At 67.2% G+C, this 24,251-nt stretch carries 23 protein-coding genes and 1 tRNA gene; 9 read left to right on the top strand and 15 right to left on the bottom strand.

Translation table 11 applies throughout. From position 1 onward, the window contains the following. Positions 1-499 precede the first annotated feature (499 nt). The 10 genes from L1965_RS12115 to leuB form a co-directional block, all read right to left on the bottom strand. Positions 500-576 (bottom strand) — tRNA-Pro (locus tag L1965_RS12115). 48 nt (positions 577-624) lie between these two features. Beyond that, positions 625-1,581: a DMT family transporter gene (locus L1965_RS12110; protein ID WP_235756703.1), complete on the bottom strand. Its 957-nt coding sequence runs from the start codon at positions 1,579-1,581 to the stop codon at positions 625-627. Between the two features lie 123 nt (positions 1,582-1,704). After that, positions 1,705-2,769 (bottom strand): capsular polysaccharide export protein, LipB/KpsS family, encoded by a 1,065-nt coding sequence (locus L1965_RS12105; protein ID WP_235756702.1) that lies wholly within the window; start codon positions 2,767-2,769, stop codon positions 1,705-1,707. Between the two features lie 31 nt (positions 2,770-2,800). Then, positions 2,801-6,550, bottom strand: coding sequence for a glycosyltransferase (locus tag L1965_RS12100; RefSeq protein ID WP_235756701.1), 3,750 nt, complete (start codon positions 6,548-6,550; stop codon positions 2,801-2,803). 264 nt (positions 6,551-6,814) lie between these two features. Continuing rightward, positions 6,815-7,852 carry an SGNH/GDSL hydrolase family protein gene (locus L1965_RS12095; RefSeq protein WP_235756700.1) on the bottom strand — a complete coding sequence of 346 codons (1,038 nt, stop codon included), beginning with the start codon at positions 7,850-7,852 and terminating at the stop codon, positions 6,815-6,817. Further along, complete coding sequence (locus L1965_RS16065; protein WP_277882968.1) at positions 7,849-7,980, bottom strand: hypothetical protein; 132 nt, start codon at positions 7,978-7,980, stop codon at positions 7,849-7,851. Before L1965_RS16065 ends, L1965_RS12095 begins: the two co-directional genes overlap by 4 nt. 168 nt (positions 7,981-8,148) lie before the next feature. Then, positions 8,149-9,249, bottom strand: a complete 1,101-nt coding sequence (locus tag L1965_RS12090; protein ID WP_235756699.1) for a C45 family autoproteolytic acyltransferase/hydrolase — start codon at positions 9,247-9,249, stop codon at positions 8,149-8,151. A gap of 1 nt (position 9,250) precedes the next feature. Beyond that, positions 9,251-10,330, bottom strand: coding sequence for an extracellular catalytic domain type 1 short-chain-length polyhydroxyalkanoate depolymerase (locus L1965_RS12085; protein ID WP_235756698.1), 1,080 nt, complete (start codon positions 10,328-10,330; stop codon positions 9,251-9,253). A 25-nt stretch (positions 10,331-10,355) separates the two neighbouring features. Continuing rightward, positions 10,356-10,772 (bottom strand): ribbon-helix-helix domain-containing protein, encoded by a 417-nt coding sequence (locus tag L1965_RS12080; protein ID WP_235756697.1) that lies wholly within the window; start codon positions 10,770-10,772, stop codon positions 10,356-10,358. Positions 10,773-10,933: 161 nt separating this feature from the next. Next, positions 10,934-12,058 carry a 3-isopropylmalate dehydrogenase gene (gene leuB, locus L1965_RS12075; RefSeq protein ID WP_235756696.1) on the bottom strand — a complete coding sequence of 375 codons (1,125 nt, stop codon included), beginning with the start codon at positions 12,056-12,058 and terminating at the stop codon, positions 10,934-10,936. A gap of 129 nt (positions 12,059-12,187) precedes the next feature. Between leuB and L1965_RS12070 the strand changes: the two genes are divergently transcribed. From L1965_RS12070 to L1965_RS12050, 5 genes are all read left to right on the top strand, one after another. Then, the gene (locus L1965_RS12070) at positions 12,188-12,604 is read left to right on the top strand and encodes a hypothetical protein (protein ID WP_235756695.1); all 417 of its coding nucleotides are present in this window, start codon (positions 12,188-12,190) and stop codon (positions 12,602-12,604) included. Between the two features lie 74 nt (positions 12,605-12,678). Further along, a complete protein-coding gene (locus L1965_RS12065) occupies positions 12,679-13,860 on the top strand; it encodes an MFS transporter (RefSeq protein ID WP_439332088.1) in 1,182 nt (393 codons plus the stop codon). Continuing rightward, positions 13,850-14,884, top strand: a complete 1,035-nt coding sequence (locus tag L1965_RS12060) for a glycosyltransferase family 4 protein (RefSeq protein WP_235756693.1) — start codon at positions 13,850-13,852, stop codon at positions 14,882-14,884. The genes L1965_RS12065 and L1965_RS12060 overlap by 11 nt, the downstream gene beginning before the upstream one ends. Continuing rightward, the gene (locus L1965_RS12055) at positions 14,881-15,498 is read left to right on the top strand and encodes a glycosyltransferase family 29 protein (RefSeq protein ID WP_235756692.1); all 618 of its coding nucleotides are present in this window, start codon (positions 14,881-14,883) and stop codon (positions 15,496-15,498) included. Before L1965_RS12060 ends, L1965_RS12055 begins: the two co-directional genes overlap by 4 nt. A 151-nt stretch (positions 15,499-15,649) precedes the next feature. Further along, the gene (locus tag L1965_RS12050; RefSeq protein ID WP_235756691.1) at positions 15,650-16,672 is read left to right on the top strand and encodes an aspartate-semialdehyde dehydrogenase; all 1,023 of its coding nucleotides are present in this window, start codon (positions 15,650-15,652) and stop codon (positions 16,670-16,672) included. Positions 16,673-17,045: 373 nt separating this feature from the next. On the opposite strand, the gene L1965_RS12045 is transcribed toward L1965_RS12050, so the two are convergent. Next, on the bottom strand, positions 17,046-17,693 hold the full coding sequence (locus L1965_RS12045; RefSeq protein ID WP_235756690.1) for a carbonic anhydrase: 648 nt from the start codon (positions 17,691-17,693) through the stop codon (positions 17,046-17,048). Positions 17,694-17,835: 142 nt separating this feature from the next. Between L1965_RS12045 and L1965_RS12040 the strand changes: the two genes are divergently transcribed. The 3 genes from L1965_RS12040 (at position 17,836) to L1965_RS12030 (ending at position 20,478) form a co-directional block, all read left to right on the top strand. After that, positions 17,836-18,213, top strand: a complete 378-nt coding sequence (locus tag L1965_RS12040) for a hypothetical protein (RefSeq protein WP_235756689.1) — start codon at positions 17,836-17,838, stop codon at positions 18,211-18,213. 76 nt (positions 18,214-18,289) lie between these two features. After that, a complete protein-coding gene (locus tag L1965_RS12035) occupies positions 18,290-19,663 on the top strand; it encodes a leucyl aminopeptidase family protein (RefSeq protein WP_235756688.1) in 1,374 nt (457 codons plus the stop codon). Further along, positions 19,660-20,478, top strand: a complete 819-nt coding sequence (locus tag L1965_RS12030; protein ID WP_235756687.1) for a C40 family peptidase — start codon at positions 19,660-19,662, stop codon at positions 20,476-20,478. Before L1965_RS12035 ends, L1965_RS12030 begins: the two co-directional genes overlap by 4 nt. A 27-nt stretch (positions 20,479-20,505) precedes the next feature. On the opposite strand, the gene truB is transcribed toward L1965_RS12030, so the two are convergent. From truB to rbfA, 3 genes are all read right to left on the bottom strand, one after another. Continuing rightward, a complete protein-coding gene (gene truB, locus L1965_RS12025) occupies positions 20,506-21,399 on the bottom strand; it encodes a tRNA pseudouridine(55) synthase TruB (protein WP_235756686.1) in 894 nt (297 codons plus the stop codon). A 67-nt stretch (positions 21,400-21,466) separates the two neighbouring features. After that, the gene (locus L1965_RS12020) at positions 21,467-22,225 is read right to left on the bottom strand and encodes a phosphodiester glycosidase family protein (RefSeq protein WP_235756713.1); all 759 of its coding nucleotides are present in this window, start codon (positions 22,223-22,225) and stop codon (positions 21,467-21,469) included. Next, positions 22,215-22,649 (bottom strand): 30S ribosome-binding factor RbfA, encoded by a 435-nt coding sequence (gene rbfA, locus L1965_RS12015; protein WP_235756685.1) that lies wholly within the window; start codon positions 22,647-22,649, stop codon positions 22,215-22,217. The genes L1965_RS12020 and rbfA overlap by 11 nt, the downstream gene beginning before the upstream one ends. A 73-nt stretch (positions 22,650-22,722) precedes the next feature. Between rbfA and dapB the strand changes: the two genes are divergently transcribed. Next, a complete protein-coding gene (gene dapB, locus L1965_RS12010; protein WP_235756684.1) occupies positions 22,723-23,559 on the top strand; it encodes a 4-hydroxy-tetrahydrodipicolinate reductase in 837 nt (278 codons plus the stop codon). A 30-nt stretch (positions 23,560-23,589) separates the two neighbouring features. Here the strand turns inward: dapB and L1965_RS12005 are convergent, their stop codons facing one another. Beyond that, positions 23,590-24,186, bottom strand: a complete 597-nt coding sequence (locus tag L1965_RS12005) for an SH3 domain-containing protein (protein WP_235756683.1) — start codon at positions 24,184-24,186, stop codon at positions 23,590-23,592. Positions 24,187-24,251 lie beyond the last annotated feature (65 nt).

Below are 24,251 nucleotides of genomic sequence, written 5' to 3'. Positions count from 1 at the left end.
TGGCCACCCTTGGGGTTGAACAGGCTCTGGATGTCGTCGAGGGCGGCTTTGGTGTTCGGCTTGGCCATGGGAAATCTCCTTCCGGGGGATCATGTGTCGTGTTCGCTCTGACCCATCATATAATGCTGCACCGCAGCATTGCAACCGCCGCAGTGCAGAAAAATCACCGGAAGCCGATCGGGGCAAGATGGCGCCGCGGACGCGCCAGATCCGCGCGCGCGGCGGATGGCCGGCCCGAGGCGCTTTGGCCGCGTGCCCGAGATGCGTCGCACGTCGTTGCCGAGGACAGATCCAAACGACCGCTTCCGGCGCGCGACAACCCTATCGCCGCGACACGAGAAGGTTTTCACCGGCGGCCGGAAAGGAAGATTATCGTGGCAATCCAGAGGGTGGCGGCTCAGACCACATGGAACCGCCTCTCAGGCTTGGGACTATCATGTGAAAACGGGGCGGCGAAATCTCAGCGTGCAACCGAGATTGCCTCTTTTGAGGTGGGAACTGGTCGGAGCGAGAGGATTCGAACCTCCGACCCCCTGCTCCCGAAGCAGGTGCGCTACCAGGCTGCGCTACGCTCCGACCGTAGGTGGGGCAGGTAGCCCGGGTCGAGGCGGAATGCAAGCGTCTTCAGTCCCGCGGCTGCCACAATCTTTGCAGGATCGAGGATTTCGGCGCTGTCACCGTATCGGCGCGCAGCCGGGCGGTCAGCACCGGGCGATTGGCCGAATTGCCCCCGCTGCCCTCGCGCCAGACGATATAGATGCCCGAGGCGATGATGACGGTCGCGCCAAGCAGGGTCGGGTTGTCGACGCGCTCGCCAAACACGAACCAGCCATAGGCGGTGGCCCAGAGGATCTGTGAATACTGCATGGGCGCGACCAGGGCTGCCTCGCCGGCGCGATATGCCATGATCAGCAGGAACCCCGCAAGCAGCCCCAGCGCGGCGATGGCGCCGGTCAGCGCGAGATCGGCCAACGGCATCGGCTGATAGGCCAGACCCAGAGATCCACCCGTTATCACGAAATTGCCGAGCATCGGCCACATCAGCAGGACAAGCGGCCGTTCGCCCGTACCCAGCTTGCGCGCGATCACCGAGGCGGTGGCGCTGCCGATGGCCGCCACAAGCGCAGCGGCGTGACCCAGCGCCAGCGCCTGCGTTCCGGGACGCAGCACGATCAGAACCCCGATCAGCCCGATCACGACCGCGCCCCAGCGATGGACGCCGACACGTTCGTGCAGGATCGGTATCGACAGAACGGTGACCACAAGCGGCGCCGCGAACAGGATCGCATAGACCTGCGCCAGCGGCAGCGTCGAGAACGCATAGAAACCGCAGATCCCGGCCAGCACATTGCACACCGACCGAAGCGCGACCCAGCCGGCATGGACGGGACGCAGCGTGCCGTGGGTCGGGTCGCGCATCAGCACGATCGAGACGAGGGGAAAGGACATGAGCGACGCAAAGAACAGGATCTGCATCGCCGGATAGGTCGCCCCCAGCGTCTTGATGATGACGTCATGGGTCGCGTAAAGCCCCATCGCCAGCAAGGCCAGTGCCGCTCCGCGAGGATTGTTCGCGCCCATATCGTCCCCGCTCCTTCCGCGTTACCGCAAACACAATGCCGTCGCCCCTGCTTGTCAATGCGGATTCGCCAGAAGCCGCGATCGTGGGAGGCGCGACCGTGCCGTGTCGTTCGGGGCAGGCCCTCAGAACAGGCGCTTCCTCAGACGATCGGCCAGCGAATAGGCATAGAGCCGCAACCGGTAGGCCCGGTTGCGGCCGCTGCCTTGTGCCGGCGCGCTGCCATCCAGAACGGCGCCGATCCTGCGCCGGATGGCGGCAACGTCGTCGGCACGCACGCAGTATTCGGTCAGATACCAGAACAGGAACCGGTCCCGGAACCGGGCATCGGGGAGGGCAGGCGCGGCGATCGCCTCTGCCAGTGCGGCGTAACTGCGGACCTGTTGCGTTGCCGGCCCGAAATCCGAGGCGGCGTAGCTGATGACCGGCTTGCCCTGGATCAGCGCCTCGAACAGGACGCCGGAATTCGCGCCGACGACCAGCCGGGCATCCGCGATCAGCGAATGGACCGATCCGGTCGAGACCGACACGCCCGGCCGCCGGGCAAGCTCGGCCAGCATCCGCGACACCGACCGGCTCTTGCAGCGCGGATGCCGCTTCAGGATCACGGGCAAACCGCGCGCGGCCGCTGCCTCGACCAGGCAATGCATGGCCCGCCGCGTGTCCAGCCACAGACCCTGGGCGACCGAGTCGTTCTCGACCTGCAGGGGAACGAACAGATAGCCGGTCTGGGCATGGTCCCGGTGATCGGGCTGGCGATATTTCGACCGGTTCCCCTGCCGCAGATCCTGCGCCAGCGCCTGCACGAACGCCGCCGCGCGGTCGGGATCCTGCCGGCTTATCGCGTCGGCATGCCTGTCAGGGTGGCTGGCCAGTTCCGAAAAACACGCATAGCCCATGCCGTCCATGGTGTAGAAGGGCGGGATATAGCCTTCCTTGCAGCGCAGGATATCGCCGCCCGCGCCGTAGGAATGAAAGCTGATCGTGACATCCCCCGCCCCGTCGGGACGCGGCGCACGTTCGGCCCCGCGCGGCAGCCACACCGGGTCCAGCAGCACGTCCAGATCGGCCAGCGCGGCCAGAAGCGAACTGTAGAAAAGCCGGTGGCGTTCGCCGTCATCGGGGTCCCTGAACCAGGCCTCGGGAACCTCGAGGGTCACGATCCGGCGGCCATCGCCTGCTTCAGTCATCCAGCCCTCTCCTCGCGAGGCTTTCCGGCGTTCAGGTTTTTTCGCCCATCGGGAACATCAGCCGTCCGGCCAGCCGCGCGATCGGATTGCGCATGTTTCTGACGAAAACGACCGGCGCGGACTGCAGTCGCTGAGCGGCCGCCTCGCCACCCCGCCAGCGCACAACCGGTTTCAGCAACGGCAGCCAGACCCGCGGCAACATTCCGCGCGGCCCCAGCGGGCTTGACGTGGAATAGGCCAGCCAGCGCAATCTGGGATGCCGTCCGGCCCAGTGTTCGCGCGCGAAGGCGGCCGGATTCGCGACCAGGCTTGCGGCCAGATCGGCACGGCCCCGGCGGCGATAGGTCATCGCCAGCAACGGGACAGACGACCACAACCGCCAGCCGAACGGGCCATAGTTGACGATCGCGCCAGGCCGTTGGTTGCGGCGCAGGTTACGCGCGGCATAGGCGGCTTCGGCCAGTTCGAACTCGTCCAGATAGACCGGACAGGGCGGCGGCGGCACGGCGCGCTCGGGGAACAGATCCTCCGCCTTAAGCCCGAAATACGCCTTGGCGATGCGGCCATTGCCAGAGGCCGCCTCATCCATGATGGTATCGGCCAGCGCATCGGACAGGAACCAGGGCGCCGACATCGGCAGCTTGTTCCGCTGGCGCCACGCGATCAGGCCCGAGGTGACGGTCTCGATGAAGTTCAGATAGGCCTGCTTGTCGCGAAAGGGCCGCTTGTTGAACTGACGGATCAGCTCGACATGAGCGGCCGAGACACGCGCCTCGTTGGTCTTTTTCCGATCGGGAGGAGGCAGCTGCGCGATCAGGGGAAGCCCCGTCACCTCGGCGAAATCCTCGATGATGTTCCAGTCGTGATCGCGCCCGCGCAGATAGCGGCGGACATGGATCGCCTTGCGCGGCAGATGCTGTTCCCATCCCCGCAGCAGCCCGTCATAGTCCAGCAGTTCCTTCGTGGTCGGACTGTCGAGCCACGCGGAAAAGCTTGACGATGTCGAACTGATCGCCCCGCCCGCGACGAATTCGCAGTATTGCGAGTTCGCCCACTCGTCCTGTCGCCGCAGATAGACCACCATCTCAAGAGCGAAATCCTTGAAATACTCGGCCAGCGCCAGGGACTCGCGGTTCAGGAAAAAAGCCTCGGAAGACAGCACGATGGTGTGGACGTGTCCCTTCATCAGCGACAGCCCGTTCATCAGATGCTGGCGCAGGACCTGGCGCTGCTCGGCGGCCTCGCCGATGAAGCGCGCGTGACCGGCCTGCTTGTGCGGCCGGTCGGCCTGCCAGAACAGGCCGACCTCGGGATACCAGACCCCGTTGCGCAGCAGTTCGGGGCGGTTGTCCTCCAGCAGATGCTGCAACACGGTGCTGCCTGTCTTGGTCGCGCCAAGATGCACGATCATGCGCGGCAGCTTCCTGGGCGTCTCGCGCGGCGTTTCCGGCGGCGTCACCCGCTCGTTGCGGGCATAGGCGTTCAGCGCCTGCTGGAAATCGCGCTGCGCCTCGTTTTCGGGCTTGCGCAGATATTCGCGATAGAGCCTGGCGGCGGAGATGGGCGCCAGCGCATGCGCACGCTCGATGTCCTCGCGCCGCCGCAGCCGCGTCGCGGTCAGCAGCAGACCATAGGCGTCCGCGCGCTGGTGGCGCTCAGAAAGCTGCGACGGATCCCTGATCAGGTCCTGCGGGCCAAGTCCCGCCAGGTCCAGCGTGGCGGCAAGCCGGTCGATGAAGACATTCTCGGCGCCCTCGGCGAGCGCGGTTTTCCAGGCAAAGCCGAAATACAGGTAGTGCAGGAATTGCGAGACCTGGAAGCGCGCCAGCCACCAGTGCGGCGAGTCCGGGTCCAGCGCGCCGTGCTCGCGCAGATGCCGGACAACCAGATCGAAATTCTGCAGCTGATCCTGGACATCCGCCATGGTCTGCGCGCGCCTGACCGCGGAATCCGACCGGATCCGGTACACGACGCCATCGCTGTCGCAGAGCGAGATCACCGGATCGGCCATGTAGGCCTGCAGCAGGAAAGCCCGCTCCTCGCGATAGGTGGTCAGAAAGCGGATCTGGTTGCGGTTCAGGAAATCGCGCCGGTAAAGCCAGTTCCAGAAATGCCGCGAATGGGCAATCGCATGATGCGCGGCCAGCGAGGTGCGGCGGATCTCGTCGGGAAAGAACGTCTCGGTGGTGTCGGGCCGCATCTCCAGCACCGCGCCGTCCTGGTCCTCGATCTGCTCATGGCGCTTGCGATAGCGCACCATGTCGGCCGCGTCCTCGTCTGCCATCGCCACCACGCGCTGCAGATGGCCGGGATCGGGCATGTAGTCGTCGGGGTCGATGAACAGGACAAAGCGCCCGCGCGCCAGATCGATCCCCTGGTTGCGCGCAAAGCCCGGGCCGACATTCTCGCTGCGCCGGATCAGCCGGAACCGCTTGTCGCGTGCGATATAGCCCTCGATCACCTCGGCCGACCGGTCGGGGCTGACGTCGTCGATCAGGATGACCTCGAAATTCTGCAGCGTCTGGCGCTGGATCGAGCTGAGGCATTCGGCAACATAGCGTTCGACGCCATGGACCGGGATCACGATCGACACGTCGGGATCGGCGGGCGCCTCATCGGGGATGGGGCGCACGGGCCGGTAGGCCTCGATGAAGTCCAGCACATCCTCGATCTGCGCGGGCGTCTCGCCCTCGGGCAGGTGATAGATCGTGTACCAGATGTAGAAGGCGTGAAACAGCTCGGCCAGGTCGCGCTTGCGGTGCCGATGCGGCACTCTTGCGCGGTCATCGGTCAGGCCCCAGCCCGCATAGCAGGGCGCGCCGAAGCAGACGACCTGCTTGCCGGCCAGCAGTGCCTCGAACCCCATGCCGCTGGTGCCGACATAGACCTTGTCCACAAGATCGAACAGCTCGAACGGGTTGACGCTGTCGCGCAGGATGCGCACGCGCCCCTGCGACGCCATCGCGTCGAAATAGCCGTGCCGGGTGCCGCCCTTGACCCAGTTCAGGTCGGGATGGGTCTTGACCAGGATCTCGGCATCCGGGTTCTCGGCCACGGCCGCCGCCAGCATCGCCTTGAAGTCACGGTCGGTCGCGCGCCCGTAGAAGGTCGAGGCATCCGAGAAGTTCTGATCGACCACCAGAACACGACGCGCGTAGCCCGACGAGACGACCGGACGATAGAAAGGCTGCGAATTGTATTTCGAGATCCGCGCCTCGACGATCCGGCGCATGACCCGTTCGGCCCGCGCGCGCTGTTCGTCGGTCAGGCTGAAATCGCCGTTCAGCTTTTCGTCCAGCCGGGTTTCGTAATCCGACATGTAATACTGGGCGCGGTCGTCGAAGATATAACCCAGGCAGGCCTGTTTCGGATCGCGCGAGGCCAGCGCCTCGGACCAGCTGGTGGTCGAGGCCAGAAAGCCCATCTCGAAGAAGAACACCGGATCCTTCCGGCGCACATGCGGCAGCAGGTTGCGAGTGCTGTCATGCGACTTCGACAGATCGTCAAGGATCGCCCCGTACATCAGCACCGGGGCGTCGCCGTCGATGCCCTTTTCGTCCACGGCGATCAGATTCGGAAACAGCCGCGGCAGGTTGGCCGAAAAGGCGGTCTTCAGGTTCTTGCGCTGAAAGCCTATCCGATGCGGCTGATGGCGCTGGCTCAGCAGGGCTTCGCGGAAATCCGCCACATCCGTCGCGCCGCCCCGGTTGACCAGTTCCAGAAACCGCGCGTAAAGGTCCGATTTCTGCGCCTGCCCAGGCTGATCTTTGCTTGTCGTCATAGCCGGTTTTCGGTCCTGTATCCCGGAATTCATCCGGCTTTGCCTGTCGTCTGGCCGCGGGATCCGGCCTGCACCACGCCGCCCCCTGGGGCGACCCGCCACAGGGGTTCGCAACTGGACGCCGCTATAAGCGAAACCGCGGCCGAGTGGTAGTGCCGCTGGCAACGGCGGCACAGGGTGCGCCGGATGCCGCAAATCCGGGCGGAAATCGGCGCGACGGGCCGCTTGCCTGACCGAATCGGGCGAATCGCCGGGCGCGTCGCGTCAGATGTCGATCTCGGCCAGCAGACCGATCAGCCCGCCGGTTCCGACGGCTTCGCCATCCGCAGACGCGTTCCAGGCCATGGTATGCTGGACCACTGGCGAGGCGCCGAAGGCGGGTTGGGGCGACAGGAACAGGTCGCCATGCGAGGCCAGCGGCGGATCCTTGGGCGACCACAGCAGCAGATGCTTCAACTGGCGCGCCGGTCCCGTGCCCCTGGCGCTGATCTGCGCCGAATAGGGGCCCTTCTGGGCGCGGCCGGACCGGAACGTGATCGCGGGCTCGGCGCGCGAGGCGATCAGGAAGCAGGCCAGAAGCCGGCCTGTCAGGCTGAAATGCAGATCTGCTCCCATCGAAAAGATGTCGCAACTGAGGATGCGGTTGGCGAAGGGCTCCGGGATACCGGAATCGGGAAACACGATCCGCAGATCCTTGCCGGCAAACCGGAGCCCGTCCTCGTGTCCGCACGACGGCACCGTGGCCAGCCGCGCCTGCCGCAGCACCGCGCGGGCCAGCGCCAGCGGAAACCCGGTCTCGACCGAATAATGCGGGTTGTCCGCATAAAGCCGATCGACCGGAAGATCGCCGAACTCGGCGCGCCAAAGCTGTCCGGCATCGACCGGCGTCAGCCCGTAGGTCTCGAATGTCCCGGCCAGGAAATCACGATATCGGTGCCGCTCGGCCCCGGTGGCCTCGGCCTTGTTGTAAAGGATGACGGGCAACACGCGCAGACCACGGCGCGCACAGGCCTCCAGCAGCCACTGCGTGTGATAGATCAGCACCTTGGCGGGTTGCCGGTGCGCGAAGTAATTGGCCTCGTTCAGCGCGTATTCCCAAAGGACGACCGGATTGTCGGGCATCTCGGCGCAGGTCAGCAGCCGATACAGACCCATAGCCGAAGTCGCCGCCCCGATGCTGAGATTCACGACCCGCTCGGGCTGGGGATGGACCTGCTTCAGCTTGTCCACCCAGCCGTTCTTCAGCAGAGAGTTGGAGCCCCCGACCACGACAAGCGAGGGCGCTTCGGCGCTTGTATTCATGTCTGACCTTCTTGTGCCAGCGGACAGATGTCGCGACCGTTCTGGCTGTTCGTCGCAAACAAGCCGGCGAATTGATGAAGGAATTCCCTGGACGCGATATTGCGCGCCGTCGTCACGTAAAGGTCCATGAATTCCGCTTTGCACTATCCTGTTGCGGATGTCGGGAACCAGTGATCCCGGCATCTGCACGTTTCTCGCCTTTCGCCGGCGGCTGTGCCGGCGGTTCGTCCGCAATTCTATAGAATGCCGACCGAATGGTTGTCGAGCGCGAGACGCCCGCCCGCGATCCCGCGCCGTCAGCCATGCGGAACACAGCCCGTCCGGACGCGCAGATACGCCCCGGCATAGTGGCGCGTCACCGCCACCCAGTCAGTCCAGTCCGGTAGCGGCGCGGGCGGAGATGCCCGCACATGCTCGGCCGCCCGCGCCCGTCCATAGCCGATCACGCGCTGCCCTTCGGTAAAGTCCGACAGGGACTGGTCCCAGCGCTGGTCGGGCCATGCGAGGCACATGCTGCGGGAAACGGGATCATAGCAGGCGGTGAACAACGTCCCGAAGCCCTCGGCATGGCGATCCTGCCACAAGGGCGGGCGCAGGAACGCGTCCAGCAACCCGCCGGGCGCGGCGGGCAGTTCGGAAAGATGGCGGAACCGCTGATGCGTCCGGGTGAATTCCGGGCGATCCTCGGGATGCGGGCCGATCTGGTGATTGGTCGCGATGGCCACGGGCATGACCACCGCCCCGCCGCCCGGTTGCAGCTCCAGGCTGGCTGTCCGCCCCCCGGCATCGGCCAGCACGACGTTGTAGGCCATGTGAGAGGGCACGCGCGACAGCACCTCGACCGCCTGGGCCACGTCGTCGCAGACCTCCAGCACATAGCGCAGCAGCGTGGTGATGCCGAAACCCGGCGCCGTCTGCGATCGCCCGCCATAGGCCAGCGCCACGCTGAGCCCGGCCTCGTTGATGCCGTCGGAAAGCCCCCACAGGAACTCGATCATGCCCATCACCGGCCGCCCCGTCCAGGCCGAGCGCAGCAGCAAGCCCTCGTTCAGGTCGGGCGACAGGTCGTAGTTCCGTACCAGCCGGACATCCCGGCCATCCGACATCGCCGCCAGCGAGCAGCCGCCCAGATAGGGTGGCGGGTTCCAGGTGGACAGGAACCGCGCCGCCCGGTCCGATCCGCCGGCCAGCACCACCAGCCGGTCATGGACCGGCAGCAACTCTGGCATATGGTCGCGCAGGGCGGCCCTGCACGCGGCACGCGAAGGGCCGCCGTCGCCACCACGCGCGATGAACCACGCCTCGTAGGCCGGCCAGGACCTGTCCCAGCGGCGTTTCCAGGCCGGTCCGGGCATCGCCTCGTCCACCGCATCGAAGGTCAGTGTCATCTGGGTCATCTCAGCCCTCGCGTGCCGGGTGTTCAAGGAAGAACCGCACCATCTCGGCACTGGCGTCCGGGCCGGCGGGATCGGCGTAGGATCCGCCCGGCCGGCCCCCTGACCAGGCATGGCCCAGCCCCTTGACCGTCCAGCGTTCCAGCAACGGCGCGCCGTCGGTCGTGGTCGTCGTCTCGCGGGTAAAGCCGCGGCCGTTGCGCTTGCCATCCTCCCGCGCGATCAGCGTCTGCGCCGGCGCATGATTCAGCAGATCCGCCGCGATCCGGTCGCTGTTTGCGGGATGCACGGTGTGATCGGCATCGCCATGAAACAGGATCATCCGCGCGGCGTGGCCGTCCGGCCGCGGCGCGCGGTGCTCGGTTCCCGTGCCAGTGGCCGACATTGCCGCAAAGGCCGAAGCCACGTCGCGCGCCGCACCGTGGGGCAGGCCCGAATGGGCGCCCACCGCGGCAAAGACGTCGCCGTGTGTCCGCCCCAGGATCACCGCCATCGCCGCCCCCGCCGACAGCCCTGCCACGAAGGTCCGCTGCGGCGGCACGCCGTGCGCCTGCGCGACCTGGCGGGCCAGGCCGGCCAGGATCGCCGGCTCTCCGCGACCGCGGCGCTGGTCGCCTGGGCTGAACCAGTTCCAGCAGGATTGCGCGTTCTCGCCGCGCGACTGCTGGGGATAGACGATCACCAGCCGATGCGTCTCGGCCAGCGCGTTCATGCCTGTGCCGGTGGCGAAATCGGCATGGGTCTGGGTGCAGCCGTGCAACATCAGCACCAGCCCCTGCACCCCGTCCGAGGCGCTGGCCGGCACATAGGTCAGATAGTCGCGGCCTCCGGCCTCGCCGGCGAAGCGCGCGGCTTCGAAGCTGGCGCCGTCAGGCAACGGAGCGGGCGGGGCGGCACCGGGGCCCGCTCCGGCAAGGCCGGGCAGGTGCAGGCCCGCAGGCAGGCCAGCCGGCATCGCGGCGGGCGTAGCCCCCGCGGTCATGAGCCCGTGGCGGGTCAGCGTTTCGCGCACCAGATCGTTGGCGGCTGCAAGACGCGCAGGGCCGATCGCCCGACGCAGCGCGTCGGCGTTGAAGCTTTTCATCAGACAGGTCCTTCGAAAGGGGAATTCAGTGAATACGGTCGGCCAGCGCCTCGCGCAGTTCCTTGCTGGCCTGCAACGCGCCCAGCACGGTGATGGAACCGATCGTGGCCCGGGCCAGCTCGGGGGTCACGTCCGGGGCGATCCGCGCAAGCCCCACGACCTTGACGTGCAGGACCTCTCCGGCATCGCGCAGGGCCTGCAACTCGGCCCGGCCATAGTCGCGCAGGCCAAGCTCCATCGTGTGCCGCTCGATCGACCGGGTGACGACCTCGCCGTGATTGTCGAGCAGGTTGCGGATCGCGGTGCGGATGAAGTCGCTGCGGTTGGAATAGAATCCTTCCTGGACCAGCAGATCGATCCGACCAAGATCGACATAGCCAAGATTCAGCGTGATCTTTTCGCTGTCGGGCGCCTTGTCGCGCAGGGTTCTGACATTGCTCATGGCTTACTTCTCCATCCGTGTGGATGGTATATGGATGCCTATAGACGGATTACAAGTCAACCCCCGTGTGCCCGCACCGAAAATCCTGTCGTGCAAAGAGAAACGCGCACCCCGAAGGATGCGCGTCCTGAACAATGCGGAAAAAACGAAAGACGCGCGGATCAGCCCGCCGACAGCGCCGCGACGATCTGGTCGCCCATCTCGCTGGTCGTCACCGGCGTGCCGCCCTCGGGTCCCATCAGATCGGCGGTTCGGACACCGTCGGCCAGCACCCGCTCGACCGCGCGTTCAAGCTGGGCCGCCGCATCGCCCTGATCGAAGGAATAGCGCAGCGCCATCGCAAAGCTGAGGATGCAGGCGATCGGGTTGGCCATGCCCTGCCCCGCAATGTCGGGTGCCGACCCGTGCACGGGCTCGTACAGCGCCTTGGGCCTGCCATTGGCCATCGGCGCGCCAAGACTGGCCGAGGGCAGCATGCCCAGCGACCCGGTCAGCATCGCCGCCGCATCGGACAGGATGTCGCCGAACAGGTTGTCGGTCACGATCACGTCGAACTGCCGGGGCTTGCGGACCAGCTGCATGGCGCCGTTGTCGGCATACATATGCGACAGCGCGACATCGGGATACTCCTGGTCATGCACCCACTGGACCTCTTCGCGCCACAGGATGCCGGATTCCATGACATTGGCCTTTTCCATCGAGCAGACCTTGTTGCCACGCCTCCGCGCCAGTTCGAACGCCGCCCGCGCCACCCGCCGGATCTCTCCGCTGGTGTAGCGCTGGGTGTTGATGCCCACGCGGCCGCCCTCGTTGTCGGGATTGTTGTCGTCGGCATGGATGCCGCGCGGCTCTCCGAAATAGACGCCCGAAGTCAGTTCCCGCACGATCAGGATGTCCAGCCCGGCCACCACCTCGCGCTTCAGCGACGAGAAATCGGCAAGCGCGTCGAAACACTGGGCGGGACGCAGATTGGCGAACAGGTCCATTTCCTTGCGCAGCCGCAACAGGCCGCGTTCGGGCTTCACGCTGAAGTCCAGATCATCGTATTTCGGTCCGCCGACCGCACCCAGCAGCACCGCATCCGCCTGCTGTGCGCGGGCCATCGTGGCATCGGCCAGCGGGGTGCCATGCGCGTCATAGGCCGCGCCGCCCACAAGATCGTGACCGATCTCGAACCGCATGCCGCGATTGGCCTGAAACCAGTCGATGACCTTGACCACTTCGGTCATGACCTCTGGGCCGATCCCGTCGCCGGGCAGGATGAGAAGCGAATAGCTGTCGGACATGGGCACCCTCTTTCTGCACCCTGTCGGGTTAGTCGCGCCCGGGCGCGCGGTCAAGATCACGGTGAATTGGCTTGCGGGTCGGGGCTGGCTGATGCCGGATGCGGGTGAAGTGGACAGGCGGGAATCGGAATGCGCGTTTGGGACGGGATCATGATCGGGACGGTGGCGGCGGGCGCGTTGCTGCTGGCCACCGCCGAGATGTCGTCCGGGGGCGACCGGATGGCGGTGCCGTTGCCGGATGTGTCGGGTCTGGACCGGAACCAGGCCGACGAGATGGCGCGCAAGCTGGCGCAGGTCAACGTCATCACCTCGAACTGTCCCGCCTATGCGATCAGCGACGGCGAATGGACGCTGCTGACCGGCACCGGAGACCTGCTGGCGGCGCAGCTTGGCCTGGACCCGTCGGCCTATGAACGTCAGTATTTCGGCCCGGCCTTCGCGCTTCTGGACGATCCGTTGTCCTGCGACCGCATCGGCCCCGAGGCGCGGCCGCTGATCGAGCGGCTGCAAGCCATGGGCGGCAGCACGAGCCCCCTGACCGACTGAGCCTGGCCCTTGCGTCCGGCCCCGGCTTCGCGCAGCGTGGCTTCGCGAGAGCGAGGGCTGTTCGAATGCCAGCATTGTCGGCCGGGATCATCAGCCTTGCGCTGGGCTACACGCTCAGCCAGTTCTACCGCGCCTTCCTGGCCGTCCTGACCCCGGTGCTGCGCGACCAGCTGGGCGCCACGCCCGCCGATCTGGCGCTGTCCTCGGGACTGTGGTTCATCGCCTTCGCGGTGATGCAGATGCCGGTCGGCTGGGGGTTGGACCGATACGGCCCGCGCCGCACCGTCGCGGTGCTGCTGGCGGCCGGAGGCGCGGGCGGCGCGACCGTCTTCGCGCTGGCTGCTGCGCCGTGGCATCTGCATGCGGCGATGGCGCTTCTGGGGATCGGCTGCTCGCCCGCGCTGATGGGGCCCTATTACATCTTCGCGCGCGAATACCCGCCCGCGGCCTTCAGCACACTGGCCGGCATGATCGTCGGCTTCGGGTCGCTGGGCAACATTCTGGGCGCCGCCCCGCTGGTCTGGGTGATCGAGGCCGCGGGCTGGCGCGCCACGCTCTGGGCGCTGGCCGGGCTGACGCTGGCGGTCGCGGTGCTGGTCGCAGCCTGCGTGCGCGACCCCGCCCGGCCCGAGGGCGATCATCCCGACGGATCGATCCTGCAGATCCTGAGACTGCGGGCGCTGTGGTTCATTCTGCCGCTGTTCTTCTGCAACTACGCCGCCTCGGCGGCGATCCGCGGACTGTGGGCGGCGCCCTATCTGGAACAGGTCCATGGCGCCGATGCCCAGTTGATCGGGCGTGCCACATTGGCCATGGGACTGGCGATGGTGCTGGGCAATTTCCTTGTCGGCCCGGCAGTTCGGCTGGTCGGCAATCTGCGCCGCACGATCCTGATCTTCACCGCCGCCACGCTGGCCGTGATGATGGCGCTGTGGCTGTTTCCCGATGCAGGGATGGGCCTGGCGGTGCTCTTGCTGGCGCTGATCGGGCTGTCGGGAGCGGGCTATCCGTTGCTGATGGCGCATGGAAGGTCGTTTCTGCCCGCGCATCTGGTCGGCCGCGGGGTGACGTTTCTGAACATGTTCTCGATCGGCGGGGTCGGTATGATGCAATTCGCCTCGCGCCCGATCTATGCGGGCGCGACGGCGGCCTATCCCCCGGCGCAGGCATTCTCTATGCTGTTCCTGTTCTTCCTGATCCCGCTGGCGGTCGGGTTCCTGCTGTATTTTCTGACACCCGAGGCCGATGTTGACTGACTTGCCGCTGGTCATCGCCCCCAATCTGAAACGCCGCCTGTCAGGCGTCACGGCGACCGTCGTGCGGCTGATCCCGGTGCAGGCGCAGAGGATCGCGATCCGCGCCACCGGACCGGGCCTGCCGCCCGAGGTGCCGCATATTCCGTTATGGCGGGCGGCGGCAATGCCCCGCGACCGCTGGCGCGTCTGGCATGCCAGGCGCAATACCGAAATGGCGCTGGGTCTGATCCTGCGCCGCCTCTTGCGGCGGAAATACCGGCTGCTGTTCACCTCGGCCTCGCAGCGCAGGCACAGCCGCTATACCCGCTGGCTGATCGGGCAGATGGACCGGGTGGTGGCGACCTCGGTCAAGGGGGCGGCCTATCTCGAACGGTCGGCCGATGTGATCCATCACGGCATCGACACAGCGGGTTTCGCACCGCCCAGGGACCGCGCCGCGCTACGCGACAGGCTGGGCCTGCCCGCCGGTCAGGTGCTGGTCGGCTGCTATGGCCGGATCCGCGAACAGAAGGGCACCGGCGACTTCGTGCGCGCGATGATCACGCTGTTGCCGGATCGGCCCGATGTGACCGCGCTGATCATGGGCCGGGCCACGGAACAGCACCGTGCCTATCTGGCCGATCTTCGGGCGCGGGTGCAGGCGGCGGGGCTGGGCGATCGGATCCTGTTCCTGCCCGAGGCCACGGTGGACCGCATGGCAGATTGGTATGGCGCGCTGGATCTGTATGTCGCCCCGCAGCGCTGGGAGGGCTTTGGCCTGACCGTGCTGGAGGCGCTGTCCTGCGGCGTGCCGGTTGTGGCGACCCGCGTCGGCGCGTTCGAGGAATTGCTGACCCCCGCCACCGGCAGTCTGGTCGCGCCCGATGAACCCGCCGCGATCAGCCAGGCGATTGCGCATTGGCTGGATGACGATGCTGCCCGCGCGACCGCGGCCCGCGCCGCCCGCGACCACGCCGTCGCCCATCACGATATCGGGGTCGAGGCGCAGGCTCTGATCGCCGTCTATCGCGAGATGTTGTCATGAACCGCGCCGGCTTTCTGATCGCGCGGACCCTGCGGCAGGAACGGCCGCTGATGGACCGGTCGGTGCCGCAGGGCAATCTGCTGGCGGGTCTCGCGGGGCTGCGGGTTGCGCTGATCGGCAATGCCCGCGCCCTGGCAAAGAGCCGCCACGGGGCCGAGATCGACGGCGCCGATCTGGTGGTGCGGATCAACAGCGCGCCGATGCCGGACCCGATCAGCCATGGGCGGCGAACGGATTGGCTGGCCCTGGCGGTGCGGTTGTCGGATGCCGACCGCGCCCGGATCGCGCCAGGACGCATCCTGTGGATGTCGCCCAAACGCAAGCGGCTGGATTGGCGCAGCGTGACCAGCCCCGGTTTCTATCTGCACCCGCTGGCCGATTATCACGCCCTGCGCGACAGGCTGGCCGCGCCGCCAACGACCGGGGCCATGCTGATCGACCTGCTGCTGCGGTCTCACCTGGGCGGGTTGACGCTTTACGGGTTCGATTTCTTCGCCTCGCGCAGCCTGTCAGGGCGGCGCAACGCAGCCCAGGTTCCGCATGATTTCGGGGCCGAAGCGGCATGGGTCGCGGATCTGGTCCGCACCGACCCGCGCCTGACCGTCACGCGCTGAGATGCGCGAGCGAGGCGGGCGGGCCGGGCAGAGCCAGGCCCGGTCGCTGCCGCTGGGCCGACCGCCGCGCGTGCCGCGCGACGGTCGCGCCCCTTCCATCCCGCCCCTGCCTGCGGTAAATGCCCGCAACCGCAGAAAACAGGAGTCCCCAATGGGCTACAGAGTCGTTGTTGCCGGCGCCACGGGGAACGTGGGCCGCGAGATGCTGAACATCCTCGACGAACGCCAGTTCCCGGTCGACGAGATCGCCGTCCTGGCCTCGCGTCGCAGCCAGGGAAGCGAGGTCAGCTTTGGCGACCGAACCCTGAAGATCCAGGACATCGACCAGTTCGATTTTACCGGCTGGGACATGGCACTGTTCGCGATTGGCTCGGACGCGACCAGGAAATACGCGCCGATCGCCGCCAAGGCCGGCTGCGTGGTGATCGACAACTCGTCGCTATATCGCTACGACCCGGACATCCCGCTGATCGTGCCCGAGGTGAATCCCGAGGCGATCACCGGCTATTCCAGGAAGAACATCATCGCCAACCCCAACTGCTCGACTGCACAGATGGTCGTGGCCCTGAAGCCGCTGCATGACCGCGCCCGCATCAAGCGCGTCGTCGTCTCGACCTACCAGTCGGTCAGCGGCGCCGGCAAGGAAGGGATGGACGAGCTGTGGGACCAGACCAAGGGCATGTATGTGCCGGGTCAGGAAGTCGCACCCAGCAAGTTCCAGAAGCAGATCGCCTTCAACGTGATTCCGCAGATCGACGTCTTCATGGAAGACGGCTCGACCAAGGAGGAATGGAAGATGGTCGCCGAGACCAAGAAGATCATCGATCCCGCCATCAAGGTCACCGCGACCTGCGTGCGCGTGCCGGTCTTCGTCGGCCATTCCGAGGCGATCAACATCGAGTTCGAGGACTTCCTCGACGAGGACGAAGCCCGCGACATCCTGCGCGAGGCACCGGGGATCATGGTTGTCGACAAGCGCGAACCGGGCGGCTACATCACGCCGATCGAATGCGTCGGTGACTTTGCCACCTTCATCAGCCGGATCCGCCAGGATTCGACCATCGAAAACGGGCTGAACATCTGGTGCGTCAGTGACAACCTGCGCAAGGGCGCGGCGCTGAACGCCGTGCAGATCGCCGAATTGCTGGGCAATCGCGTTCTGAAGAAAGGCTGAACAGCCCGTTTCCTGGCTGGATCGCAAGTAGTCTCGAGGGCGGCGGGGCATGGGCCATCGCCGCCCTCATGCTGTTGCAAGACCCGTCTCCGCCGTTCTTTTCGGGGCTGATCACGCCACTGGCGCGGCACGGTCCCGCTGTGGCTGGCGATCGCTGCCGGGACAGGTGGAGCGCTGGCCGGGACGTGTCCGTGGTGTCTGGTCGGGCTGACCTGGTGCGCCGCGCTGGCGCTGGCGGGGTGAAGGCTCGACCACGGCGATGACCGGATCGGCGCCTGGCTGAACCCCGTCTCCACGATCATCATCGTCGCGCCGGTCGCGACCTATCCGTTGCGGGTCATCCGCCGGAAGCGCGCAAGGGACCGACCGCGGATCAGACCTCGGTCCAGCGCCGTCCGCCCTCTTCGGCCTGCCACAGCGCGCCTTCGCGAATGTCATGGACCATGCCGTGCAGCGATGTCGCACCGCTCTCGACCGCCGTCTTGACGAATGGGAAGGACATCAGGTTCTCGATCGAGACCAGAACCGCCTCGCGTTCCAGTGCCTGAATCTGCTGGTCCTCGGGCAGGTCCTTGATCCGCTCGTATCCCGGGCGCAGAACATCCATCCATCGTCCCACGAAGCTGGTTTTCTCTTCCAGTTCCGGCGCCTTGCCGGAACACATCGCGTGGCAGCCCGCCACGCCGCCGCAGCTGGTGTGGCCGACGACGATCAGATGCGCGACCTTCAGCGCCGTGACCGCGTATTCCACCGCCGCCGAGGTGCCGTGCTGCAACCCGTCCGGCGCATAGGGCGGCACAAGGTTGGCAATATTGCGATGAATGAAGAACTCGCCCGAATCCGCCCCGAAGATGCTGGTCACATGAACCCGGCTGTCGCAGCAGGAGATCACCATCGCCCGCGGGCGCTGTCCGTCATCCGCGAGGCGGCGATACCATGCGCTGTTCTCGGCATAGGAGGTGGCTTTCCAGCCGTGATAGCGGGTGACCAGATATTGCGGCAGGGGACGGACGTTGTGCATCGTAGACCTCGCTTATTTCCCGCGTTGATAGGCCGGGATTGAGGAAAATTCGAGGGGTTTCTTCGCTCGGGGTCAAGGCTTTCTTCACCGCGGCACGTCATGTTGCCCCGACGTTTGGGGACAGGACCCGTTGGAGGTGCAGATGGCGCAGATCATGGCCTTGGCCGTTTCGGAACCCGTGCGCGTGGATGCAAGGCGGGTGGGCGACATCGTCAGCGAGCTGGGCGAGACCGCGGCCCAGAATGTCATCGGGCTGGCGCTGGAACAGCTTGCCAGCGCCATGAGCACGATCGATGAGGCCCTCGTGGCGGGCGATCTGGCCCAGGCCGTGGCCCAGGCCGACCGGCTGTCACGACTGGCCTGGCAGATCGGCCTGCTGTCCCTGGCAGGCGTGGCGATGGATCTGGGGGCCTGCGCCGAACGCCGCGACATGAGCGCGCTGGCAGCCGTCAGGGCGCGGCTGATGCGCGTCGGCAACCGCTCCCTCACGGCGATCTGGGATCGCAGCGGGATCGACTGAGACGCCCGACGCGACCGATGCTTGCAGGGCGGCACACAGGCTGTAGTCTGGCCGGGCTCGCAATCAGGAAGCCGCCATGACCCCCGAATTCGCGCCCGCCTCGGACGAAGCCCTGCCGATCTGGCCGGTCTGGCAAGGCCAGCCGGTCCCCGACGAGGCGGGCGCTGGCGCCTGGCCCGAAAGCTGCGGCTTCAAGGCATCTGCCGGCCAGATCTGCCTGCTGCCCGATGGCGCCGGCGGTCTGGCAGGCGCGCTGTTGGGCCTGGGCAAACCCGCCGCGGCCGGCCGGCAACGATTTGCGTTCGCCGCTGCGGGAAAACTGCCGGAGGCCATCTGGCGGCTGGCATCCCCGCCGGACGGGCTTGATCCGACCGAGGCTGCCCTTGGCTGGCTTCTGGGTCAGTATCGTTTCACCCGCTACAAATCCGCCCCGGCGAAAGACGCGCGCCTGGTGTGTCCGGAGGGCGTCGATGCGGCCCGTGTGCAGGGTCTGGCCGCAGGCGAGTTCCTGGCCCGGGACCTGATCAACACCCCGGCCAGCGACATGGGCCCGGATCAGCTTGAAGCCGCCGCGCGCGCACTGGCCGGCGAGATCGGCGCCCGGATCGCGGTCACGTCGGGCGACGACCTGTTGGCAGAGAATCTTCCGATGATCCATGCCGTTGGCCGCGCAGCCAGCGCCGCGCCGAGGCTGATCGACATCCGCATGGGCGGTGAAGGCCCGCGCCTGACCATCATCGGCAAGGGTGTCTGCTTCGACACCGGCGGGCTGAACATCAAGCCGGGCAGTTCGATGGGGTTGATGAAAAAGGACATGGGCGGCGCCGCGACCGCCTTGGGTCTGCTGAAGATGCTGGCCACGACCGGCGCCGCACGAGGCCGGCGCATCCGCGTGCTGATTCCCGCGGTCGAAAACAGCATCGCCGGCAACGCCCTCCGTCCCGGCGACGTGCTGACCAGCCGCAAGGGCCTGACGGTCGAGATCAACAACACCGACGCCGAGGGGCGGCTGGTGCTGGCCGACGCGCTGGCGCTGGCGGCCGAGGAAGCGCCCGAACTGATGGTCTCCTTCGCCACGCTGACCGGGGCGGCGCGCGTGGCGCTGGGACCTGATATCCCCCCTTTCTATTGCGACGACGACGCGGCCGCACGGACCATCCAGGCGGCGGCGATGGCCGCGGCCGATCCCCTGTGGCGCATGCCGTTCTGGGCCCCCTACGAATCCATGATCGAGCCGCAGATCGCCGATCTGGACAATGCTCCCTCGGGTGGCATGGCAGGTTCGATCACCGCCGCGCTGTTCCTGCGTCGCTTTGCCGAGGGCGCCGGCCGCTATGTGCATCTGGACATCTATGGCTGGCAGCCGACCGCCGCACCAGGCCGCCCCAAGGGCGGGGTTGCCCAGGGCGCCAGGGCGATTCTTGCGGCCCTGCCGGATCTGCTGTCATGACCCTCGATTCGCGCCTGACCCCCGCCACGGACCGCGTCGCATTGGCCAGCCTGCGCGGCATCCTTGAGCGGCCCGACTATACGCCGGGCCATCCCGCCCGGATTGCCGTTCCGCTGGCCGACCTGATGTCCGCACCTGGCGGCCAGCGCCAAAGGCAGCTGAACTTTGGCGCCGACGTGACGGTGATCGAGACACGCGACGACTGGGCGTTCGTGCAGGCGGCACAGGACGGCTATTGCGGTTGGCTGCGCGCCGCCGCGCTGACCGATGACCTGCCACCGATCACCCATCGCGTGACGGCGCCGGCCACCCATCTTTACCCCGAACCCGACATGAAGCAGCATCAGATCCACGCGCTGTCGATCGGCGCGCGGCTGGCGGTCACCGGGACCGAAGGCAGGTTCGCGCGGCTTGCGACCGGCGGTTATGTGCCGCTGCAACATGTGGACCAGCGGCCGGCCGCGGACCCTGTGGCGGTCGCGGAACGGCTGTTGGGGACGCCCTATCTCTGGGGGGGCAACAGCGATTGGGGAATCGACTGCTCGGGCCTGGTGCAGGCCGCGCTTGGCGCCTGCGACATTCCCTGCCCGGGAGACAGCGACCTGCAACGCGCGGCGTTCCCCGAAACCTCTGACATCGTGCGCGGGGATCTGCTGTTCTGGCCGGGCCATGTCGCGCTGGCGGCGTCGGCCGAGGTCATGGTGCACGCGACCGCCTGGCAGATGGCCGTCATCAGGGAACCGATCGCCGAGGCCATGGCCAGGATCGAGGCCGCGGGCGACGGTCCGTTTCTGGGAGCCCGCCGGCCGCGCTGACGGGGTCGCGCCGTCGCGGGCAGCCGCCTAAAGGTTGAACACCCGATCGGGCTGGACCGTGCCGCCCTGATAGCGTCCAAGGCAGATCGGGCCGGCGGCGTTCCGGACCCAGACCAGTTCGCCCCATTCCGCCGCGCCGGTGACTTCGCCCGGATTGCCATTGCGTATCCGGATCGCGCCCTCGGGCGTTGCCCGCAGCATCGGCAGATCGGCCAGTGCGGATTCCAGCGGCAGCAGTTGCGCCTCCAGCGCGGCCTGCGCCTCGCGGTCTATCCCCTCGAATGCGACGGCATCCTCGACCTCGAACGGGCCGGACCAAACCCGGCGCAGTGCCGCGACATGGCCCAGGCAGCCCAGCTCCCGGCCCAGATCCCGCGCGACCGACCGGACATAGCCGCCCTTGCCGCAGACCATCTCAAGCCGGGCGCTGCCGCGGTCCGCCTCGATCAGCGTCAGGCTGTCCACCCATAACGGCCGCGCGGCCAGGTCAAGCGCCTCGCCCTCGCGCGCCAGATCGTAGGCGCGTTCGCCGTCGACCTTCACAGCCGAAAAGGCCGGCGGGACCTGCATGATCTGGCCGATAAACCCCGGCAGCGCGGCCTCGATCTGCGCGCGCGAGGGGCGGGCGTCCGACCGCTGCAGGACCTCGCCCGAGGCGTCGTCCGTGGCCGTCTCGGCCCCCCAGCTGATCCTGAAATCATAGCATTTCAGCGCGTCGGTCAGAACCGAGACGGTCTTGGTGGCCTCGCCCAGAGCCACCGCCAGAACTCCGGTCGCGTCCGGGTCCAGCGTTCCCGCGTGTCCGGCCTTCCGCGCGTCCAGCGCCCACCGGACCTTGCCGACCACCGCTGTGGAGGTGACGCCGGCCGGCTTGTCCACGATCAGCCAGCCCGTGATGTCGCGGCCCTTCTTGCGTGCCATGGTATCCTCTTGAAAAGCGGGTGCGGCCGGATATCCGGGCCACCCGCACAGGTCAACCGCGTTGCTCTCATTCGACCCGCGACACCAGGCCGATGATCGGCCCGAGGCTGCGGCCGAAATCGGCGCGGTTCACGCCCGGCGCGTAAAGCCGGCTGATCGAGCCGTCCAGATACAGCGCGTCATGCACCCCCAGCCCGTCGCGGAACAGCCGGCCGAATTCGTGAAAGGTGACGGGGCGGTCCGAGATCGCGAACCATGCCGTCTGCCCGTCGGGCGAGACGCCAACGCCATTGCGGATATATCGACTGTCCGAATCGACCAGAAAGCGCGGATGCAGCGCCCCGTCGATCACCAGCAGGGGGCCGGACTGCGTCGCCAGCCGGCAGGCAGGTTGCGCGGATGCAAAGGCGCGGCTTTCGATCACCTGAAATGGCCGGTCCCCGCCGGCGCAGAAGATGCCGTTGGGAAGCATCCCGAAATTGCCCTTGCCGGCATGCGGGTTCAGCGGGTGGATCTGCTCGCCCTCGATCACCAGCAATCCCACCGGCCGGTAGTCCGCGTGGAACATGCCCGCATTCATCGCAAAGATGAGGCTTTCACCGGGGAGCAGGATCTTGCGGACATTGCTGAAATTTCTCAACGGCGTGCCGTCCGCGCCGTTCTGCCACAGCCGCAGCGCCGGCTCGCGCTCGGCCTCTATCTGGCAGACGACATAGCCTTGCCCGTCGTGGTCCATGCGACCGCAGCCGTCGGATGCAGCCGGCAGCGCCATGGCGAAGACCATGCCCAACGTCACGCCAAGCTGCCGCTGCAGCTCAAGCATCATCGCGATCATCGGTCCTGTCGCCATCGTCGGGCGCCTCGACATCGCGTCGCACGCGTTCGTCATCAAAGATCCGGCGGGTATCGTCGAGACGATCGAACGTCTCGTCCAGCTGGAAGCGCAGTTCCGGCGCGTACTTGAGCGTCATCGCCTTGGCGACCAGGTGGCGCAGCTCGGGTGCGTTGCGGCGCAGGGCGGCCAGCGCCTCTTCGGCATCCTGCCCGCCAAGCGGCAGCACGTAAGCGGTCGCAACCTTCAGATCGGTCGAAGTCCGCACCTCGCCCACGGTGATCGAATGTCGGTTGAGATCGGGATCATGCACATCCGCGCGCAACAGCACGTCAGAGAGGGTGCGGCGGATCAGCTCGCCCACACGCAGCTGTCGCTGCGACGGACCTGAGCCATGGGAATAGCGGTTCTGTGCCATGCGTCCCGATGTAGGGGGTCGCGGGCCGCGCCGCAACGGGATATGAGGCGGGAAGACGCGAGGGGGAGAAGCGATGAGCGATTTCCAGAAGATCGACACCGGCGAGTTGCCGGGCATCGTCGTGACCGGCGCCTCGGGACGGATGGGCCAGATGCTGGTCCGGCTGATCCAGGACAGCGATCAGGCCAGGCTGGTCGGGGCGCTGGAGCGCGCGGGCCACGACTGGGTGGGCCGCGATATCGGCGAGGCGCTCGGCGGCCAGGCTGTCGGCGTCACGGTCAGCGACGATCCGGTCACGGTGATCGCCCGGGCACAGGCGGTGATCGACTTTACCGCGCCGGCCGCGACCGTGGCCTTTGCTGAACTGACCGCGCAGGCGCGCGCCGTGCATGTCGTGGGCACCACCGGCCTGTCCGATGACGATCTGGCCAGCCTGTCCGCTGCCGCACGGCATGCACCGATCATCCGCGCCGGAAACATGAGCCTGGGGGTGAACCTGCTGGTCGGTCTGACCCGCAAGGTCGCCGCCGCGCTTGGCGAGGACTGGGACATCGAGGTGGTCGAGGCGCATCACCGCATGAAGGTCGACGCGCCCTCGGGCACCGCGCTGATGCTGGGCGAGGCGGCGGCCGAAGGCCGCTGCGCCACGCTGGCCGATCTGCGGACGCCCGCGCGCGAGGGGATCACCGGCGCACGCGAACCGGGCAGCATCGGCTTTGCCGCGATCCGGGGCGGCGATGTGGTCGGTGAGCATGACGTGATCTTCGCCGGCCAGGGCGAGAGGCTGATCCTTCGCCATGTCGCGACAGATCGCGCGATCTTCGCGCGCGGGGCGCTGCGGGCGGCGCTCTGGGGCCAGGACAAGGGACCGGGCGAATACGACATGGCGGATGTGCTGGGCCTGGGCTAGGGCTGGCGCGCTTGCCCGGCGCGGCCGCGATCAGGGCTGGATCGCGCAGCAACCCGACATCAGCTGCGGCGCCTTGCCATGCCGGATCAAGGTCGCGCGCAGACCGAACTGGCGCTCGGACATACCGTCCGAGCAGAGCTGCGGCGTCGAAACCAGGGTCACCGCGTCCGCCACCACCGCCCGGGTCGGGTCGCGGAACACGCCCGTCCCCAGAACCGCCGTCGCGGTGTGACGCTGCTCGGCGATTTCGACGCCACTCAGCACCAGATCGCCATCCTGCAACCTGACATCCCAGAACGGCTCGGTGCCGAAACAGCGAAAGCCGCCCGGCAGCGCGCCCTCCCGCCAGACATCGGTGCGATAGGCGAGGTATCGCAGCGACACCCAGCCCGATGTTTCGCCCGTGTTGACCCGGCCCCAGCCGCTGGTCTGGTCCACGACCTCGATGCCGGTGGCATCCGCCGCCAGCCTGCCGATGATCGGCGCGCGCGCATCGGGCCGCTGCCGGATATTCAGCACGTCGTCAGAGGCGACGCCTGCGACGTCGAACAGGGTCGGCAGCATATATTCCTGCGTCGCATGCGCCGGTCCGGCCAGCATCATGACGACAAGGGCAGCACGCAGCATCGGGGTTCCTTTCAGCGATTCGTCCCGGCAATCATCGCCGGTCGGCCTGTCTCGGGCCACAGGAC

Origin of the sequence: Paracoccus salsus (assembly GCF_021556615.1) — a bacterium.
GTDB lineage: Bacteria > Pseudomonadota > Alphaproteobacteria > Rhodobacterales > Rhodobacteraceae > Paracoccus > Paracoccus salsus.
Note: the sequence above shows the minus strand (reverse complement) of the source record. Positions and strands in the feature narration are given on the sequence as shown.

Coding starts and splice junctions, on each gene's coding strand:
- L1965_RS12110 (WP_235756703.1), bottom strand. CDS start 1,581: ATGGGCGCGAACAATCCTCGCGGAGCGGCACTGGCCTTGCTGGCGATG.
- L1965_RS12105 (WP_235756702.1), bottom strand. CDS start 2,769: ATGACTGAAGCAGGCGATGGCCGCCGGATCGTGACCCTCGAGGTTCCC.
- L1965_RS12100 (WP_235756701.1), bottom strand. CDS start 6,550: ATGACGACAAGCAAAGATCAGCCTGGGCAGGCGCAGAAATCGGACCTT.
- L1965_RS12095 (WP_235756700.1), bottom strand. CDS start 7,852: ATGAATACAAGCGCCGAAGCGCCCTCGCTTGTCGTGGTCGGGGGCTCC.
- L1965_RS16065 (WP_277882968.1), bottom strand. CDS start 7,980: ATGGACCTTTACGTGACGACGGCGCGCAATATCGCGTCCAGGGAATTC.
- L1965_RS12090 (WP_235756699.1), bottom strand. CDS start 9,249: ATGACCCAGATGACACTGACCTTCGATGCGGTGGACGAGGCGATGCCC.
- L1965_RS12085 (WP_235756698.1), bottom strand. CDS start 10,330: ATGAAAAGCTTCAACGCCGACGCGCTGCGTCGGGCGATCGGCCCTGCG.
- L1965_RS12080 (WP_235756697.1), bottom strand. CDS start 10,772: ATGAGCAATGTCAGAACCCTGCGCGACAAGGCGCCCGACAGCGAAAAG.
- leuB (WP_235756696.1), bottom strand. CDS start 12,058: ATGTCCGACAGCTATTCGCTTCTCATCCTGCCCGGCGACGGGATCGGC.
- L1965_RS12070 (WP_235756695.1), top strand. CDS start 12,188: ATGCGCGTTTGGGACGGGATCATGATCGGGACGGTGGCGGCGGGCGCG.
- L1965_RS12060 (WP_235756693.1), top strand. CDS start 13,850: ATGTTGACTGACTTGCCGCTGGTCATCGCCCCCAATCTGAAACGCCGC.
- L1965_RS12055 (WP_235756692.1), top strand. CDS start 14,881: ATGAACCGCGCCGGCTTTCTGATCGCGCGGACCCTGCGGCAGGAACGG.
- L1965_RS12050 (WP_235756691.1), top strand. CDS start 15,650: ATGGGCTACAGAGTCGTTGTTGCCGGCGCCACGGGGAACGTGGGCCGC.
- L1965_RS12045 (WP_235756690.1), bottom strand. CDS start 17,693: ATGCACAACGTCCGTCCCCTGCCGCAATATCTGGTCACCCGCTATCAC.
- L1965_RS12040 (WP_235756689.1), top strand. CDS start 17,836: ATGGCGCAGATCATGGCCTTGGCCGTTTCGGAACCCGTGCGCGTGGAT.
- L1965_RS12035 (WP_235756688.1), top strand. CDS start 18,290: ATGACCCCCGAATTCGCGCCCGCCTCGGACGAAGCCCTGCCGATCTGG.
- L1965_RS12030 (WP_235756687.1), top strand. CDS start 19,660: ATGACCCTCGATTCGCGCCTGACCCCCGCCACGGACCGCGTCGCATTG.
- truB (WP_235756686.1), bottom strand. CDS start 21,399: ATGGCACGCAAGAAGGGCCGCGACATCACGGGCTGGCTGATCGTGGAC.
- L1965_RS12020 (WP_235756713.1), bottom strand. CDS start 22,225: ATGATGCTTGAGCTGCAGCGGCAGCTTGGCGTGACGTTGGGCATGGTC.
- rbfA (WP_235756685.1), bottom strand. CDS start 22,649: ATGGCACAGAACCGCTATTCCCATGGCTCAGGTCCGTCGCAGCGACAG.
- dapB (WP_235756684.1), top strand. CDS start 22,723: ATGAGCGATTTCCAGAAGATCGACACCGGCGAGTTGCCGGGCATCGTC.
- L1965_RS12005 (WP_235756683.1), bottom strand. CDS start 24,186: ATGCTGCGTGCTGCCCTTGTCGTCATGATGCTGGCCGGACCGGCGCAT.